This is a genomic window from Coleofasciculus sp. G1-WW12-02 (genome assembly GCF_040219735.1).
In the GTDB taxonomy this organism is placed as follows: Bacteria; Cyanobacteriota; Cyanobacteriia; order Cyanobacteriales; family Coleofasciculaceae; genus Coleofasciculus.
Genome location: NZ_JAVJRX010000202.1, coordinates 22,089 through 39,098 on the forward strand (window position 1 = coordinate 22,089; position 17,010 = coordinate 39,098).

The following is a 17,010-nucleotide window of genomic DNA, read 5'->3' on the forward strand; positions in this document are numbered from 1 at the left end:
TTTTTGCAACAGAAAAGATAGTCGTAAAACCCGCCCCTACAAAGACACCATTCCCAACTAGCGAAGCGAAGGGTCAAACCTTTTTCATTTATCATCCTTCTGGATTTCGTCATCCGGCTGGATATTTTCCTCCATCCGTTTGAGCAAAAGCTGTTTGGCTTTGAGGATATCGGATTCGGTGCCATAGTGATTGTGATAGTAATAGTAAGACCGGGTGGTATACCCTTTAACGCCATTGGCAACCACTCCGAACACGGTCGCGTTAGAAATTCTCATAGTATCTAAGGCTTGCATTAATGCCGAGCGATCGCTCTTACCCAAACCAACCACCATAATTACACCATCAGCGTGAGCCGCCAAGATACGACCATCTGCCAGTCCTAACACAGGTGGTGTATCGTAAATCACCAGGTCAAAAACCGCATGAAATTGCTCCATTAAATGTTGCATCTTCTTAGAACACAGAAGACGACTCGGATCAGGCGGGACTTGACCGGCGGTGAGGACATACAACCGATCCCACATCGGGATGCGTTGGATTGCCTGTTTCGCGGTTAGTCCCGTGGCGATGACATTACTTAAGCCGACTTTATTATCTAGGTTCAAATAGTGATGAACCTGAGGGCGTCGCAAGTCTGCATCCACTAGCAAAACTCGTTGACCCATGGCGGCGGCGGCTTGGGCGAGATGGACGGAAACGGTAGATTTTCCTTCTGAGGGTGTGGCTGAACTCACAATGATGGAGTGAACGGGCGTATCGCTACCCAGAAAGCGAATATTAGTCTGGAGCGAACGGAACGATTCTAAAAAAGGAGAAGCATTGTAGTTTCGGGATGGGCGGCGAGATTTTCGCGGGTTGGGGGAAGGGGGCGCTGATGTCGTCTGGGTTAGGTTTGCCGTAGACATCATCTGTTTGAGTTGTTTTTGGTAGGGGATAATGCCCAGTAGGGGAAGTTTGGTTAAGTCTTTAAGTTCATCGGGAGAATGGAAGACATTATCCAAACGTTCGATCAGCAAAGCAACGCCCATGCCCAACAATAACCCCGCGATCGCACCCAATGTGATATTACGCTGGGTATTGGGCCACACGGGGACTTCTGGAATTTGCGGCTTGACGATAATTTGCCAAGGTAAGGCTTTCTGGGCGGCTTCAATTTCCAGATTTTCCCGCACCGCCAGAAAGCGATTTAAGCTATCGGTGGCGACTTGGAGTTCTCGCTGTAAATCTGTGTAGCGGCGGGCGATGACGGGGATTTGTTTAACCTGGAGGTTGAGCAGTTGAGCGGCTCGCGCGATCGCACTTTGTTTCACTTGCAGGACTTGCATTTGGTTGGTGGTTTGCACCAGTTGCTGGGTCAATTGTGTGCGAATCGAATTGGGAGAAGCACCGGACACCCCAGCCTCGCTTAGGCTGACGCCCAACACGTTTTGGGATTCTTGGTTGAGTAAGGGTAAGAGATTATCCCGTTTCTGGCGTAAGGCTTGCATCGTGGGACTTTGGGGCGTAAACCGTGCCGATTCTAGAGCAATCTCGGCTTCAAGTTCCGCGAGTTGGTTGAGTAACTGTTGGTAGCGAGGGGCTTCACTGAGGGTGACTGTGGCAACGGCTTGTTGGGGTGATAATCCCAACTGCTGTAGAAGGGTATTATAAAGGGAGCGCGTTTCTTGATACTCAACCTGAGTTTGCAACTGCTGCTGTTCAATCCCACTCACCCGTTGGGATAACTCTTGGGCTTGGATTTCCGGGTCAAGGAGGTTGTGTTGTTGGCGAAAGGCTTGCAGTTGTCCTTGCAGCTTATTCACGCGATCGCGCAGCATGGGTAACTGGTCATCGACAAACAGAATTCCCTGTTTCAGGTTCAGTTGTCGCTCTTGTAAAGAGTAGCGCAGATATCCTCTGGCGACTTCGTGTAAAACCCGCCGCACTCTTTCCGGCTCAGTATCTCGATAACGCCCTTCTAGGATTTTGGTTTCCCCCAGTCGGCTAACGATGAGCTGACTCATTAAGGAATCATAGCTCACCTCTGGGTAGTGCTTTTGGATCTCCTGGACAATAGCGTCCATTAGCTGAGGAGAGCGTAACACCTGAATCTGGGTATCGTAATCCAGTGCCGAATTCCGTCCCTCACCGCCACCCACCACTTCCGTGAGTTTGTCTAAGTCTCCTTCCTCAGTAACCGGTTCAACCAGCAGTTGAAACTTGCTCTCATACTTAGGGGTCTGATTCAACGTCCAAAAACTGATCCCCGAGGTTACCGCGATCGCGACTCCAGCAATTACTAAAGCACGACGCCGAATCACGCTGACCAACTGGCGCAATGTCCATTCATCAGGATCGGGTTCCGGAGGTGGAGTCCGGTAGACTAGCGGTGGTGAATACTTTGGGTGTTTCCCATTGCCATTGGGTGATAATGGTTCCTGAATCTGACCGATCTCCATCTTCCCCCTACTCCTTCTGCGTGGATTGAGCGCGTTTGTCAAAAAATCATTTTACCTTGTTTAATTGTGTATCAGCTTGGCTCAAAATCGTCACCAATCCCGCTGAAATTTACAAATTTGATGGGAGTAGGGAATCAGCCCTTAAAATCAACTCTTGATTCCCTATCTGTCCTAGAACACCGATTCAGTCATTCAATTATCTACTGAAATTCCTCAAAAACGGTAACACAAGCGACAATATCTTCCCTTTTTTCTGTAGAGACGTTGCATGCAACGTCTCTACAGCAGCCAACCGACGCTCTAAAATCCAAAAAATCTAAACACAGAGAACACGCTGCCAATCGGACTGACAATTGTTCCCAAAGTATCCGTGACTCGGGTCAAACCGGAACGTCTGACAATAATCACATCATTGGGGCGCAATGGCGGATTGCTTTGATCGTTAACATCGGCAGTAAAATCCACATCGATTTCCCGTTTTCTAACGGTACCATTCGGTTGGAGACGAACCAACTCCACAGAACTCTTACGGGCGCGACGGTTATCAAATCCGCCCGCCGCTAGCAGGGCTTGATTCAAGGGGGCGTTAGCGGGGACGGAGACTGCACCCGGTTTCTCGACTTCTCCCACCACATTTACATTGATAATTGCCGCTGAGAAGCTTGCTGATGCCAATTCCGTGGCTTCTGAAGCTGTCAGGGTTTCGGCTTCGGGGACTCTAATCGTATCTCCCTGTTGCAAAATCACATCTTCAGAGAGATCTCCCTCTTGTAAAAGCTCCCACAGATTTATGACAAGTACTTGCTCAGTACCATCTCTGGTGGTGCGTCGCACTTCCACGTTACGAATATCGGCAGATTGAGTAATACCTCCGGCGACTTGGATGGCTTGAGTTACCGTTGGCGGTTCTGTATTATTGCCACCGCCGCCACCGCCACTAGCCCTGTCAGCCGTAGCGGCTCCCGATGTGGCGGCTGTGACAGTATAAGGACCTGGACGCACCACTTCCCCGACTACGGCAACTTTAATCGGCTTTACCGCCTCTGGTGAAAAACTCGCTGTTGCCAGTTGACGGCTTTCCAGGGGGTCAATGCCGGTGGTGGTGGGGATCAAGATTTCATCACCATCCCGCAAGGTCACGTCTTGGGATAGATCGCTATTTTGCAATAAGTCCCAGAGATTAACCGTATAGGTTTGTCGGGTAGCTGGGTTCATCCGGCGGCGGATTTGGACGTTTCGCACATCAGCCGAGCGGCTAATTCCGCCAGCGAGCTGAACCACTTGAGTCACGGTGGGAAATTGTTGCCCTTCGTTGAGGGTGACGCTGTAGGAACCCGGACGACTGACTTCCCCGGCGACCGCAATTTTTAGGGGGCGAGCATCAATCAGGGTTAGAGTGACTAAGGGGCGTCTGACAAAGGGAGCGTATCGCCCAGAAATTCGTTGAGTGGCAGCATTAATGGTTAACCCTTCGACAGGGATACTGCCGGCAATCGGTAAATTGAGGGTTCCATCGACTAAAACCTGGTATTCCCCACTGTATTCTGGGACATCAAAGAGTGTCACGCCCACGCGATCGCCTGGTCCTAGGGTATAGGGTAAATCGGGTGGTGGATTCGTGACTGTCGTGGGTGTAGAGGGCGAAAATGTGGGGACTTGCGCTATTCCCGGAAGCGGTGCGGTTACGGCAAAAAAGGCGAATAGGGTTAAACCTGCCACAGATGGTGTTAAATGCTTGCTCAAGTTGATCCTCCCGATCCCTATGGTGCGAAAACTCTCAATGGGTCTTTTAATTCTTAGTTTAGTCATATTTATTACAGATGTCTTAGCTCATTCGTGATTAGCTCCCATTACCGTTGAAGCTAATTGGCACGAAAAAGTTCATACCCGCAGAACGTTATAGTCTCCTGAGAAACTGTTCCACACTTTGAGCCCAACGTTTTTTATCAACCGTGACAAGTAAGTTGTGTCCAGCGATCGGGAATAAAACCAGTTGCTTAGCACCCTGAACATTCTGGAGTATCTGCTCAATTTCGGTTCCTTTCGAGGCAGAATATTGGGCAGGAATGAACTCTGATGGCATACATATAGAAAGATTACCAGCAGGATTAATCCGATTAGACTGGTACAACCTGTTTTGAGTAGGAGTCTTTGAACGGCTGATTGAGTCTTCACGATTTTTGGGGATTAGATTTCATCACAAAGACGTTTCAGGTTTGACAAAGCTGTTGTCTTTGTCGTTATCCTGCCCAAAAATTATACCAATTTCAACCCATTAAAGAATTCTCTAATCCCGCATCACTGACAAACTCGGCTAACCCTAAATAACGAATCCCTTGGGGATTCGTCTCAAAACGACAGGGTAACACCTCAAGCCCCTGGAGAACCGCCTCTCGCAAGAGTTTGCCATAAACGGGATCAGTACTGTCACCCGGGCTAAAGCGATCGCAGTCCCCCCGATTGATAAAATAAAGCATGATCGCCTTGGCTTTGGGCAATAACTTCTGGAGTTCTTGCAGGTGCTTTTGTCCCCTTGTGGTAACAGTATCAGGAAATAAGGCTAAGGTTCCCTGCGCCCAAGTCGTATTCTTGACTTCCAAATAGATGGGAGGCGCTTCATTCTCCCCCGTCAGTACAAAATCAACCCGACTTTTCCGGTTTTCACCATAAACCACTTCTGGGCGAATTTGGCTGTAGCGATTGGCTAATTCCGGAATTAGCCCTTGTTCCAGGATAATCTTCATCACCCGATTCGGGAGTGCGGTATTTATCCCTACCCAAGTCGGTTGGGTGTCATTGACTTGGATCATCTCCCAGGTGTAGGCTAACTTTCGCTTGGGATTATTACTGTGAGATACCTGAACTAAACTTCCAGGGGTGGAAACCCCTGTCATTGGACCAGTATTCGGACAATGAGCGATGATTGTTTCCCCTGATGCAAGCTGAATATCGGCAAAAAACCGCTTATAGCGTCTGAGTAACGTCCCCGGCTCTAATGTCGGGTATTTGTAAATCCAATCGGAGTTATCGTCCATTAATTTTTGGGAACTGTTCACATTACTTAATAAGTATATTAAAATAACTTAACACGCAGTGACATTCAATGGACTCAAAATGGCTAACTCAGACCAACGGAAACAGCGGATCATGGAACACATCAAACGCTCGATCACAATTCCTCAGCAAGGCTTTTCGATGACTTCAGATGCTAAAAAGCAACAGATTATGGCTCATATCAAAATGACACGAGGTTAAACCTTCACAGCAAAAGCTTCCCATTAGTTCTCTCCGGGGCGGGTTTTCCCGATAACCTTTTGGAAAAAACTGACCATAAAACTCCAGAGAATTTGGGTTATCCTGCTAGTTTATTCGAGAGAACATGCGGATTTGGTATAACTGGGGATTTAAGCCTAGGCTGAAACGCTAGTAGAGACGTAGCATCCTACGTCTCTACATTACCTATTGTGACACCGATCCCTGCTATAGAGACGGTTTAGTTAAACGGGAACAATAACGCTCCTCAACAATTGTAGATTTAGAGGACATCTTTACCGATTTATGGTGCGAGGTTTGGGAAACAACCTCCTTTTCCGGATGGATAGTAATTTGCTTACAAACTAATTGCTGGCTTCCTGGACGAATAAAACCCCATGTATAAACTTGGGGATCAGGGAGTGTCGCTTGCGCTGGAGCTAGTCTGAAAGTGGTTGATAATACTAGCCCTAAAATAAATAAAACGACAAGTACGGTTTTCCGCATTGATTTCTCTCAGTTGACTGAGTTCAAATTAATTTTGCTCTCTACTCTCTATTATATCTAATATATCTAACTTCACCAAAATTCATCCCTCATCCCTCATGGTCAAAAAAACCCCCTTTTGCTGGAGTTGCGCCAGGGAACGGTTAAGATAAATTTGAGCAATCGTATCTTGGGGATTAATTCTCAAAACCTCTTCAAACCGCTGTTTCGCTTTGCCAAACACCTGCTTGGCGTAGAGAAACAACCCTTCTTCAAAAATGGAGATTGTGGCTAACTTGCCTTCCTTAATTTTTAATGAATCTCCATCAAACACTTCAAAAACTGCCACCGCTTTTGACTTACCTTTTACCTTAACCTGCTCCACAAAGCGGAGGCTGTACTCCGTTGGGTTATGTAAACGAGTCAACGTCTGTCCCGATATTAATAACGACACCTTATACTGTTTCGTTAGTCCCTCCAAGCGAGCCGCTAAATTAACATCATCACTAATCACGGTACTATCTATCCGGTGTTTTCCCCCAACTGTACCCAGCATCAATGAGCCGGTGTTAATACCAATGCCAATTTTGATCGGCGTATAACCCGATTGCAGACGACGCAGATTATACTCATACAACCGCTGTACCATAGAAATTCCGGCTTGAACCGCATCATCAGCAATACCACTAAATAGTGCCATAATCGCATCGCCCATATATTTATCAATAAAGCCATGATGTTCGATAATGGCTGGCTCCATCCGCTTTAAAAAAGCATTAATAAACTTGAAATTTTCCTGGGGATTCATCCGTTCCGAGAGGGTAGTAAAATCCCGAATGTCCGAGAAAAGGACTGACATTTCCTGCTGAACTTGGTCGCCTAATTCTACATCAACGACACTTTGTTTATTTAAGATCTGTAAGAATTGACTGGGGACAAAACGAGAAAAAGATTGATTGAGTTGGAACAGTTCATTTGTGAACTGAATTCGCTCCGCCTCCGCTTGTTTGCGAGATGTAATATCTTCCACAAACCCCTGATAGTAAACTGGAGTTCCAGACGCATCATAAACAGTACGGGCATTCTCACTAATCCAGATAATTGTGCCATTTTTGCGGCAGATCATTGACTCAAACTCACACACAACACCATGCTGCTGCATAAGTGTCATAAATTCCTGACGCCGACGGGGATCAACGTACAAGTGATGCTGAATACTGTTAAGGATTGCGATCAATTCTTGGGGGGAATCGTAGCCGTAGATGTGGGCTAAAGCGGGGTTAGCACTGAGATAACTGCCATCGAGAGCAATCTGAAAGATTCCTTCTTGGGCATTTTCAAAAATAGAGCGATATTTTTGTTCTGCCTTCACCAGTGCAGCTTCAGCTTGTTTGCGTAAACGCAGCTCATAATAGACATCGCTAATATCTCGACCTTCAACAATCAAAAAGTCAATACTACCATTTTCATCAATAATCGGTTTAATTGAAAAATCAATCGTGGCAATACGCTGTTGTTCGCCAAAAATATCAACTTCATAACGGATAAATTTACCGCTAGCAGCTTGAGAAATGGCTAATTTTAACTGGGTTTGAGTTTGGGAGGAAATAGTCCACCAGTAACACTCCCACAAGGGTTTTCCTGCCACATTATCTAAATGTAACTCACCTAAATTAAGGGCAGTTTGGTTGACTTCCAGGACGATTCCATCAACACTCAGCATCCCCGTAAACTGAAATGTCTGATTAAAAATTGCCCGAAATTTTAGCTCACTAGCACTGAGTAATTTGACAGATTGTTTTAAATCCTGATTCAACTGTTTAAGTTTGGCATTTTGTTCAGCCATTTTTTTATCTTGAAGATAACTATTGATTGCTTCTTTTACTGTCAAAATTAGGTCTGAAGCCTGCCAAGGCTTAGCGATATAACGATAGAGTTTAGCATAATTAATTGCATTGCCTATGGCTTCAAGATCAGCTTGTCCGGTTAGCATAATTTTTAGCGTTTTGGGTGAAAGTTCATGAACACACCTTAATAGTTCATCACCTTTCATCCCTGGCATGATATGGTCAGAGATAACTAACGGAATCTCATAGTTATCTTCTAAGAGTTCTTTAATTAACTCTAATCCCTCTTCTGCCGCTTCCGCAATTTCGATCAGATAATTCTTGCCAAGAGCCTCCTTAAGCTCAGCCTTTAGACTTCTGAGTACTGTTTTCTCATCATCGACACAAATAATTACCTGTTTAGTCATACTTAGGTTACCTATACCGTCACGCAGAAGTCACAAGGATTTTTTACTGGGTTTGAATTATCGGCTTTGCTGGATAATTTACAAATAACTTATAGTTGAGATAATCCTAATTTAATGATTTCCACTAATTCTGCTTCTGACCACGGTTTGTATAAGCAGTAATGCAGGTTTGCTTTCCTTTTTGCTTGTTCAATCGCCTCTGCATCCGCTTGACCTGTCAGCAGAATTTTAATGACATGGGGAAACTTATGATGAACCTGAACCAGAAACTCATCGCCTTTCATTCCCGGCATTAACCAATCCGACACAATCAGAATAATGCTCACATTTTCTTCAACAAGCTCATCAATTAATTCTAACGCTTCATCAGCCGCTTCTGCAAGTTCATAAGTATAAGCATCCCCAAAGGCTTCTTTGAGCTGAGTCTTCAGACTTTTGAGAACGACTTTTTCATCATCAACACACAAAATGACGGGTTTATTCATTGGGCATTTGTCCTTTGTTATTGGTCATTTGTCAGATCAAGTCTATCTAAACAATTATTATTCGTTTCCTTCTGTCCTCTGTCTTCTTGATCTAGTCTCCCGCCGTCCGAAAAGGTAATGAAACAGTAAAAGTGGTTTTACCTGGAATGGATTCAACGTCAATCTTTCCCTGATGCTTTTCAATAATCTTTTTCACAATATCGAGTCCTAATCCACTTCCTTCTCCAGCTAACTTAGTTGTAAAAAAGGGCTGAAATATTTTGCTTCTAATTTCTGGAGGGATTCCTTTCCCACTATCGGTAATACTAACTTTTATCTGTTGGTCTTGCCCCTTGACATCAATGGTTAATGTTCCCTGATTATCCATTGCCTGTAAAGCATTATGAATCAGATTCGTCCAGACTTGATTGAGTTCATCTGCATAACATAATATCGGTGGTAACTCTTCATAGTTTCGGCTTACTTTAATCCCATGTTTTAGTTGATTCTGATAGAGGGTTAACACTGTTTCAATGCCTGCTGTTAGGTTAGCCGGAATCATTGTTCCTGATTGGTCATAACGGGCATAATTTTTTAATGCAAATACTACTTTAGAGGCTCGTTCAGTTGCTATATTGATGGTTTGAGTTCCCCGTTGTAATCCAGATAGTTTGTAAGCCGTTTCTAAGAGGCGCGAACTATGGGGACGTTTCAACAGAGGGAAGAATTCTTCAATGTTGTTATAAATCCCCATATCAACTAAAGTATCGGCTATGGTATCAGCGTCCTGAATATCTTCAGTTTCCAATTGACGAATTAATACTCGCCGTCGTTTGCGTTCTTCTTTCGCCGTTAGATTCGATTCGTTTTGGAGTGAACGTTGCAACATTTTTAGAAAATCCTGCCCTTCCTCTGAAGTTAATGATTGAAAAAGTGTGGGTAATTGTTCCAAGGTTTGGCGTAAAAATTTAGAAATATTTCCGGCTGAGGAACGAATCGCTCCCAAGGGTGTATTGATTTCATGGGCAATCCCAGCAATTAATTGTCCCAAGGCTGCCATTTTTTCCGATTGAATCAGTTCATCTTGCGTGGCGTTGAGAGAGTCGAGAGTGTTTTTTAACTCTTGGGTGCGTGCGGCAACGTTTTGTTCTAGATTGTTATAAAGTCGGGCATTGTCGATCGCGATCGCGGCTTGCCCGGATAGGAGTTGTAAAACTTCCAGCCCGTCTGGGGTAAAGGCGTCTGTGGTTAGATTATTTTCCAGATAAACAATACCACTGAGTTGACCTTGATTCAGTAGCGGCGCACACAAAATCGATTGGGTTTGATGGGTTTGAATATAAGGATCGTTAGTAAACTTGCCGACCTTAGCTGCATTGGTTTCGACTACGGTTTCTTGGGTATGAGTGACATAGTTAATAATCGATAAAGGTAGGTTATTTTCCAACGATAAAGATTGCAAGTCATTGACTTGATTAGTCTCGACATTTAGCGATGCCTCAATTACCCATTGTCCCGATTTATTTAAAACAAGTACTCCCGTTTGCGCTCCCGTATTTTCAATTAAAATTTCCATCAAAGCCGCCAGTAACTTATTCAGATTAATTTCACTACTAATGGCTTGAGAGGCTTTCATCAGCGTCGCAAAATCTAATGCTGACTGATTTCTCCCGGAAATACTACTCACCGTCGTGCGGGTTTCTGTAATAAAAGTGACACGAGAAGATGGAGCAAAAATCTGGGGATACTGGGCTTTCAAATCTCTCGCCTTCGCCGTCGCTCCCCAGCGCGTGTAAGCGTAATGGGCTTCTTTAATATAAGTATGAGCAAACTTGTCCATCCCGCGATTCTGATAAAACATTGCGGCTAAATTGTAGGCTAAGGCTTCCTCTTGAATATAGCCATTATCCCTCGCCCCTTTAATCGCTTGTTCATATAACTCCATCGCCGTAACCACTTCACCCAAAACTCGCGCTTTTTCGGCTCCAACTAAATCAAATTTATGGCGCTGATTCATCGCACCATGCTTTGCCCAAATCTGCATTTTTTCTTGATTGGCGTTAACTCGATCAATTAACGCCTCTTTTTGTGCCGATGTCGCCTCAGAAAAAATGGCAAGATGGGCGAGAGAATCATAAAAATAGAATATCGGAATCACAATCATCGCCGTAACCCCATTTAAATACTGTTCGGCTAAAACCGCATTTTTCACCGCTTGCTCAAACTCCCCAAATAGATAACACAGAATCAGCTTATTCAAATAAAATAAATGCAGTTCTGTTCGGTCATTTGCAGCCAGCGCCCGGGGTAATGATTTCTCTTCATTGTACGCCTTCCCCGTTAACTGCGTGGGATTTTCGCCTTGACCCCGTAAATTCTGCACCGCTTGTAAAAAAATTGCTGTCCAATTAAATGGACTTTCCCGACGAATTTGCCGCACCGCCTGATTATACGTGGCGATTTCTTGTTCCACCTGTGTCAGTTCAACCGCACTAAAATATAAATGATCGCAGGTATAAAAGGCGCAATACCCCGCAAACTCAAAATCTCCCGTTTCCACACCACTGTGATAGCCCTCAATCAGGATGGGTACAGTTTGACTAAAATGCTCTTTCCAATGCAAATTATGAGCGCCCAGCACCTCTAAAACTTTACATTTGACTTGCTGAGCATTAAACTGATCCACTAAACTAAGCGCTAATTTACCAAATTGATATCCCGCCTCAAAATTTTGCTGACGATCCAATAAAATACATCCATAACAGGCATACCCAAATGCTGACAACGGAGCGTTACCATACTTAACTGATAACTGAACCATAGATGAGGCAATCAGAACAAAAAGTTCCGGTGCGGCGATATAAGCAGCGGCAATTAAATTGGATAGAATTAGTACAGCGGCTAGAGGTTCAGCGGCGGTCATTTCCGGAAGGTTAATTAAATCTTCAATCTCATATTCGACCAATATCGCAGCCGTTTCTGCTAATCCGTTTTGTAAATCTGCAAAACTGGGTTCTTTGGGTAAGCTGATTTTCAGTAATTTTAGTACTTGCAGTCCAATATGAATGGCTTCTTTAAGATTATTTTGTGAGGCAATGGCTTGAATCTTGACTTCATACACATTGACTTTTTCCAGCACGGTTTTGGCATGGGTCAAGAGAATTTCAATTAATTCGTCCATCGCCGTAAAATTTCCGCTTAAATAGGCGGCTTTTGCGGCTTCTTCATATAAGGCTAAGGTTAAGTCATAGTCCTGTTGCCAACTATCTGCACCGAGAAGTTCTCGTCCCACAGTTAAATAATTGAACGCGGCGCCATAAGCGGCTGAGCTTTTGGCTTTCTGACCAGCGATTAAATTCAAATTGGCGATTTGATGGCGTTCATCCTGACTAATTTCTCCCGATGTGTTTTCACCCGTATTGACGATTCCTTGATTCAAATGATCAACGATTTCAAATATATTCTCAGACAAGGTTTCAGAGTCAGTACTTTGCCAAAGCAGACGACCAATTTGTAGGTGAATTTCTTTCTTATGGCAGTCATCAATTAATGCATACGCGGCTTGTTGTACCCGATCATGCAAAAATTTATACTCGTGAACCAGCAGATCGGGATTGAGTTCAGATAGGGGTATGATTAATTCAGATTGAACGGCTGTGACTAAGTTAGAGAAAATCACATCCTCCGGTTGTTCACAGACGATTGCCAGGGTGGACAAGTTGAAATTGGCACCGATACAAGCAGCTAATTGTAAAACGTGCTGGGTAGAATCGGGAAGCCTTTTTAAGCGGTTGGTCATCAACTCGACGACGTTATCGGTAATATTTTTCTCCTTGATTTTACTAATGTCCCACTGCCATTGATAATGTTGAAAATTGAAGGTGATTAAGTTTTCAGCATAGAGATTCCTCAAAAACTGATTCACAAAAAATGGATTGCCTGCCGTTTTGTTCATCACCAGTTCGGCTAAATGGTGGGCGGATTGTTTTTTGGGGTTTAATGTGTCATAAATAATTTGGCTAATATGGTCTAATTTTAAAGGAGATAACTTAATAAAGTTAACCGTCGCTCCTTGTTTTTTCAATCCATCCAGTGTCATCATCAACGGATGAGTCGCGCTGACTTCATTATCCCGATAGGCACCGATTAAAAATAGATAATGTATCTCGCTATCAGTCATAATCAGTTGAATTAACTTGAGCGTCGCCAAGTCTGCCCACTGCAAATCATCGAGAAAAATAACTAACGGATGTTCGGGTGAGCAAAATGCTCGAATGAATTTTTGGAAGACAATATTAAAACGATTTTGGGCTTCTTGTGACCCTAATTTTGGCACCGCAGGCTGTTGACCGACAATCCGTTCGACTTCAGGGATTATATCAATAATCACTTGACCATTTCTTCCTAAAGCGGCTAAGAGTTTTTCTTGCCATTGATTAAGTTGGGCTTCGCTTTCTGTCAAAATTTGCTGTACCAATTCCTTAAAGGCGCTGACAATAGCCGAGTAGGGAACGTTGCGTTGAAACTGGTCAAATTTGCCCGATATAAAATAGCCACGTAGTCGAGTGTTAGGTTTATGAATTTCGGCGATTAAGGATGATTTACCAATACCAGAATACCCCGCCACCAGCATCATCTCGATGGGGGTATGGGGAGTGGGAAGTGGGCATTTAGCGACGGGGGTATCTGCCGATTTCTGGGTTTCCTTGTCGTCTCGATTCGCGACGCGATCATAAGCGGCGAGCAAGGTTTCCACTTCCGCTTCTCGTCCATAGAGTTTTTGGGGAATTTGGAATTGTGCGGAAATATCTTGAGAACCGAGAGGAAAGTCTTCAATTGTTCCAGTTTCTGCTAATTGTCTCAGACAGGTTTGCAAATCAGCGACAATTCCCCCAGCACTTTGATACCGTTCTTCGGCGGTTTTTGCCATCAGCTTGATGACAATATTTGCAACGGTTGGCGGAATGGTTTCCCATCCGTGCATCCCGACGAGTTCGTGGGGAGGAGTTGGGACTTTTGCAATATGACAATGGACTAATTCCATGGCATCTTTTGTCTCAAATGGCAGCTTTCCGGTTAGCAGTTCATAGAGGGTGACACCTAGGGAGTAAAAGTCTGTGCGATAGTCTAAAGAACGATTCATCCGCCCGGTTTGTTCGGGGGAAATATAGGCTAATGTTCCTTCTAAGACATGAGGATTTTTGAGTGTGGGATTTTCGCGGGTAAGCTGGGTGGAGATACCAAAGTCAATGATTTTGAGTTGTCCGGTTTCGGGGTTAAAGACAATATTGCTTGGGTTAATATCTTTGTGAATGACATGAACAGCGTGAATCTGTGCTAAAGTTTCCGCTATTGTGAGCGCAATTTTGAGAAAGTCCCGCAGGGGTAGAGACGAGGATGTCTTTGTCAGGTTACTCATCCACTGCTGTAAGGATTCACCGCCAAAATCCTCTAAGATGATCACTAAGGTTCTCTGATAGGGTTGGATACTATACGCCTTAACCACGCCATCGATATTCAGATGGTGGGTGATTTCATACTCTTGTCGATATCGAGTCAACTCTTGGGGTGTGGGATAGTCTTGTTTGAGAAGTTTGAGAATGACAGGTTTGTTTTCCTCTGGTTGAATACCGCGATAAACTATGGTATTGGCACTTTCGTAGAGTTGGGACAGAATGCGGTAATTGGCAATTTTTAAGGCGGTGTTATTCGTCATACGTTGTGTGAATAGGAAATCGAGGACTCAGAGTTGACAAAAACCATATAATGTGGTAATCGTAGAGCCGTCGCGATATAAGTTTAGCCGTCGAACCGAAAAATCTGGGCGCGAATATGACTCTATGAGTTCTCCTAGGGAGTAGACGAACGCCCCGACTCTTCACCAACGATGGTAAATGACACCCTAAAATGAAGCGTTAGTGTAGCTTCCCTCTATTTGGCATAGCAAATACTAATCACGTTAGCTATAACAGAGCGATCGCGAAACCCACCTGGCAAAGGCAATGGTAAATGACACCCTAAAATGAAGCGTTAGCGTGGCTTCCCTTTATTTGGCACAGTTTTATGTAATTATACTCGGTTAAGGGATTATTGAACTCTTAAAATCAGCTTGATCTTACTTTTTTCTATCATACATCTATAGGACTTGTAATACAGCAACCGTAAACTCTTGTCCTTCCAGACGCCAGATGTTGTATCTGCACTAGCGTCCCTGTAGTCTAAATCGAAACCCTTTTGATTGACCGAATGTGGATAACCCATTTGCACCGTTTTCTCACGGGTACAACGAAGCATAACTTGATTGTTTGGTTGACGCTGAGCCTGGTAATTTCCACGCTTTACGGCACTTTAGCCCTTCAGTTTGCCTTCAGCAGCCAATACGTGGTACAGGATGATGCGAGACAGCATGTCTTCTGGATGCGGCGATTTTTAGACCCAGAGTTATTTCCTAATGATATCATTGCCGATTATTTCCAATCGGTTGCACCATTAGGATATCGTGTCCTGTACGATTTCATGGCAGGGATTGGGATTGATCCGATTGTTTTGAGTAAAGTTTTGCCCCTGGTTTTGGGATTAGTTACCACAGGTTACTGTTTTGGCGTGGCGGTGCAATTGTTACCAATACCTTTGACTGGATTTATCGCATCTGTACTGCTGAATCAAAATCTGTGGATGCAGGATGGGTTGATATCGGGAACTCCCAAGGCGTTTATCTATCCTATCCTGTTAGGGTTTTTGTATTATGGGATGCGCCAGTCACTGATTGGGATGGGAATCGCGATCGCGCTGTTAGGATTGTTCTATCCCTCATTAGTGCTAGTCTGTGCGGCGTTTCTGATTTTGCACTTGTGGCGGTTTAACCGGAAATTTCCCTGTGTGTCTCACAATCGCCGCGATTATGTCTTCTGTTTCACGGGTTTGGCGGTGGCGTTTGCGGTGTTATTACCCTACAGGATGAGTCTGTCAGAATTTGCCCCGGTGATCACGGCTACACAAGCCAAAAGTTTACCCGATTTCTTATCTCAAGGGCGAACTCGCTTTTTTATCGACGATGCTTGGTCATTCTGGTTTAATGGACGCAGTGGTATCCGCATTGATACAGCCTTAGCGCCGCCTCTGAGTTATTTGGGCTTGCTATTACCCGTTGTGTTACGCTATCCCTCTCGCTTTCCCCTCGCCAAGCAGATAACTGGGAATATGGGAGTTTTAGTCAAGTTTTTATTGGCGTCAGCTATTTTATTTTTAGCCGCCCATGCCCTGCTGTTCAAACTGCACCTGCCTAGCCGTTATACTCAGCATAGCCTGCGGATTGCGATCGCGCTGGCGGCGGCAATAGTTCTCACCCTAATCCTAGACGCGGTTTTGGTGGCGGCTAAGTCTAATTTTCAGTTTTGTCGTCAGCGAGGCGGCGCTTCTGGCACTTTAGTGCCCACTACCAACCCAGTCAGCAAGATTTCTCCAAAATTGGCGAAACCTTTGGCGCTGAGTTTAACAGGTTTAATTTCGATTACTCTCGTGGGATATCCTCACTTGGTTTTGAATACGTTTCCCTGGACGGCTTATATTGGTGGTAATGTCCCAACTTTATATGAGTTTTTTCAACAGCAACCCAAGGACAGTCAAATTGCATCCTTAGTGGAAGAAGCGAATAATTTACCCACTTATGCACAACGCTCAATTTTAGTCGGTCGCGAATATGCGATTCCCTATCATTGGGGTTATTATCGCCAATTTCGGCAGCGGATGTCAGATTTAATTGAAGCGCAATATAGTCCAGATTTAACGATTGTCCAGGAGTTTATCAAAAAATACGGGGTTGATTTTTGGCTGCTACCGACTACACCATTAACAGCCGAATCAATTGCTAATGATTCTTGGTTGATGCAGTACCAACCTGCGGCGAATCAAGCCATAGCTAAACTTGAAGCGGGGAAACAACCTGTGTTGGCATCGTTGAGAAGTGATTGTGCTGTTTGGGAGACACAGGGATTGATGGTTCTAGAGGCAGAGTGTATCTTACAAAAAAGACGCGATCGCTAAACGGTTAGGATTTACTGTTATGACTACAGTATTAAACTTAAAACAATGGCATGCTGCTTAAGGCTGGTGGGC

At 44.4% G+C, this 17,010-nt stretch carries 10 protein-coding genes; 2 read left to right on the forward strand and 8 right to left on the reverse strand.

Features of this window, described 5'->3' with window-relative positions; genetic code table 11:
* Positions 1–84 precede the first annotated feature (84 nt).
* The 4 genes from RID09_RS31605 to sfsA form a co-directional block, all read right to left on the reverse strand.
* On the reverse strand, positions 85–2,439 hold the full coding sequence (locus tag RID09_RS31605) for a GumC family protein (RefSeq protein ID WP_446339899.1): 2,355 nt from the start codon (positions 2,437–2,439) through the stop codon (positions 85–87).
* Positions 2,440–2,739: 300 nt separating this feature from the next.
* On the reverse strand, positions 2,740–4,182 hold the full coding sequence (locus RID09_RS31610) for a polysaccharide biosynthesis/export family protein (RefSeq protein ID WP_446339901.1): 1,443 nt from the start codon (positions 4,180–4,182) through the stop codon (positions 2,740–2,742).
* 154 nt (positions 4,183–4,336) lie between these two features.
* Complete coding sequence (locus RID09_RS31615) at positions 4,337–4,522, reverse strand: hypothetical protein (RefSeq protein WP_446339903.1); 186 nt, start codon at positions 4,520–4,522, stop codon at positions 4,337–4,339.
* Between the two features lie 184 nt (positions 4,523–4,706).
* Complete coding sequence (gene sfsA / locus RID09_RS31620; RefSeq protein ID WP_446339905.1) at positions 4,707–5,474, reverse strand: DNA/RNA nuclease SfsA; 768 nt, start codon at positions 5,472–5,474, stop codon at positions 4,707–4,709.
* A gap of 79 nt (positions 5,475–5,553) precedes the next feature.
* Here sfsA and RID09_RS31625 point away from each other — a divergent pair, with 79 nt between their 5' ends.
* Positions 5,554–5,694 (forward strand): hypothetical protein, encoded by a 141-nt coding sequence (locus RID09_RS31625; protein WP_446339907.1) that lies wholly within the window; start codon positions 5,554–5,556, stop codon positions 5,692–5,694.
* Between the two features lie 225 nt (positions 5,695–5,919).
* On the opposite strand, the gene RID09_RS31630 is transcribed toward RID09_RS31625, so the two are convergent.
* From RID09_RS31630 to RID09_RS31645, 4 genes are all read right to left on the reverse strand, one after another.
* A complete protein-coding gene (locus RID09_RS31630) occupies positions 5,920–6,198 on the reverse strand; it encodes a hypothetical protein (protein ID WP_446339909.1) in 279 nt (92 codons plus the stop codon).
* An 82-nt stretch (positions 6,199–6,280) separates the two neighbouring features.
* Positions 6,281–8,431: a PAS domain S-box protein gene (locus tag RID09_RS31635; protein WP_446339911.1), complete on the reverse strand. Its 2,151-nt coding sequence runs from the start codon at positions 8,429–8,431 to the stop codon at positions 6,281–6,283.
* Positions 8,432–8,520: 89 nt separating this feature from the next.
* Positions 8,521–8,916, reverse strand: coding sequence for a response regulator (locus RID09_RS31640; RefSeq protein ID WP_446339913.1), 396 nt, complete (start codon positions 8,914–8,916; stop codon positions 8,521–8,523).
* A 91-nt stretch (positions 8,917–9,007) separates the two neighbouring features.
* On the reverse strand, positions 9,008–14,611 hold the full coding sequence (locus tag RID09_RS31645; RefSeq protein ID WP_446339915.1) for a trifunctional serine/threonine-protein kinase/ATP-binding protein/sensor histidine kinase: 5,604 nt from the start codon (positions 14,609–14,611) through the stop codon (positions 9,008–9,010).
* 530 nt (positions 14,612–15,141) lie between these two features.
* Between RID09_RS31645 and RID09_RS31650 the strand changes: the two genes are divergently transcribed.
* Complete coding sequence (locus RID09_RS31650) at positions 15,142–16,938, forward strand: hypothetical protein (RefSeq protein ID WP_446339917.1); 1,797 nt, start codon at positions 15,142–15,144, stop codon at positions 16,936–16,938.
* The last annotated feature ends 72 nt before the right edge of the window (positions 16,939–17,010 follow it).

Coding starts and splice junctions, on each gene's coding strand:
- RID09_RS31605 (WP_446339899.1), bottom strand. CDS start 2,439: ATGGAGATCGGTCAGATTCAGGAACCATTATCACCCAATGGCAATGGG.
- RID09_RS31615 (WP_446339903.1), bottom strand. CDS start 4,522: ATGCCATCAGAGTTCATTCCTGCCCAATATTCTGCCTCGAAAGGAACC.
- sfsA (WP_446339905.1), bottom strand. CDS start 5,474: ATGGACGATAACTCCGATTGGATTTACAAATACCCGACATTAGAGCCG.
- RID09_RS31625 (WP_446339907.1), top strand. CDS start 5,554: ATGGCTAACTCAGACCAACGGAAACAGCGGATCATGGAACACATCAAA.
- RID09_RS31630 (WP_446339909.1), bottom strand. CDS start 6,198: ATGCGGAAAACCGTACTTGTCGTTTTATTTATTTTAGGGCTAGTATTA.
- RID09_RS31635 (WP_446339911.1), bottom strand. CDS start 8,431: ATGACTAAACAGGTAATTATTTGTGTCGATGATGAGAAAACAGTACTC.
- RID09_RS31640 (WP_446339913.1), bottom strand. CDS start 8,916: ATGAATAAACCCGTCATTTTGTGTGTTGATGATGAAAAAGTCGTTCTC.
- RID09_RS31645 (WP_446339915.1), bottom strand. CDS start 14,611: ATGACGAATAACACCGCCTTAAAAATTGCCAATTACCGCATTCTGTCC.
- RID09_RS31650 (WP_446339917.1), top strand. CDS start 15,142: ATGTGGATAACCCATTTGCACCGTTTTCTCACGGGTACAACGAAGCAT.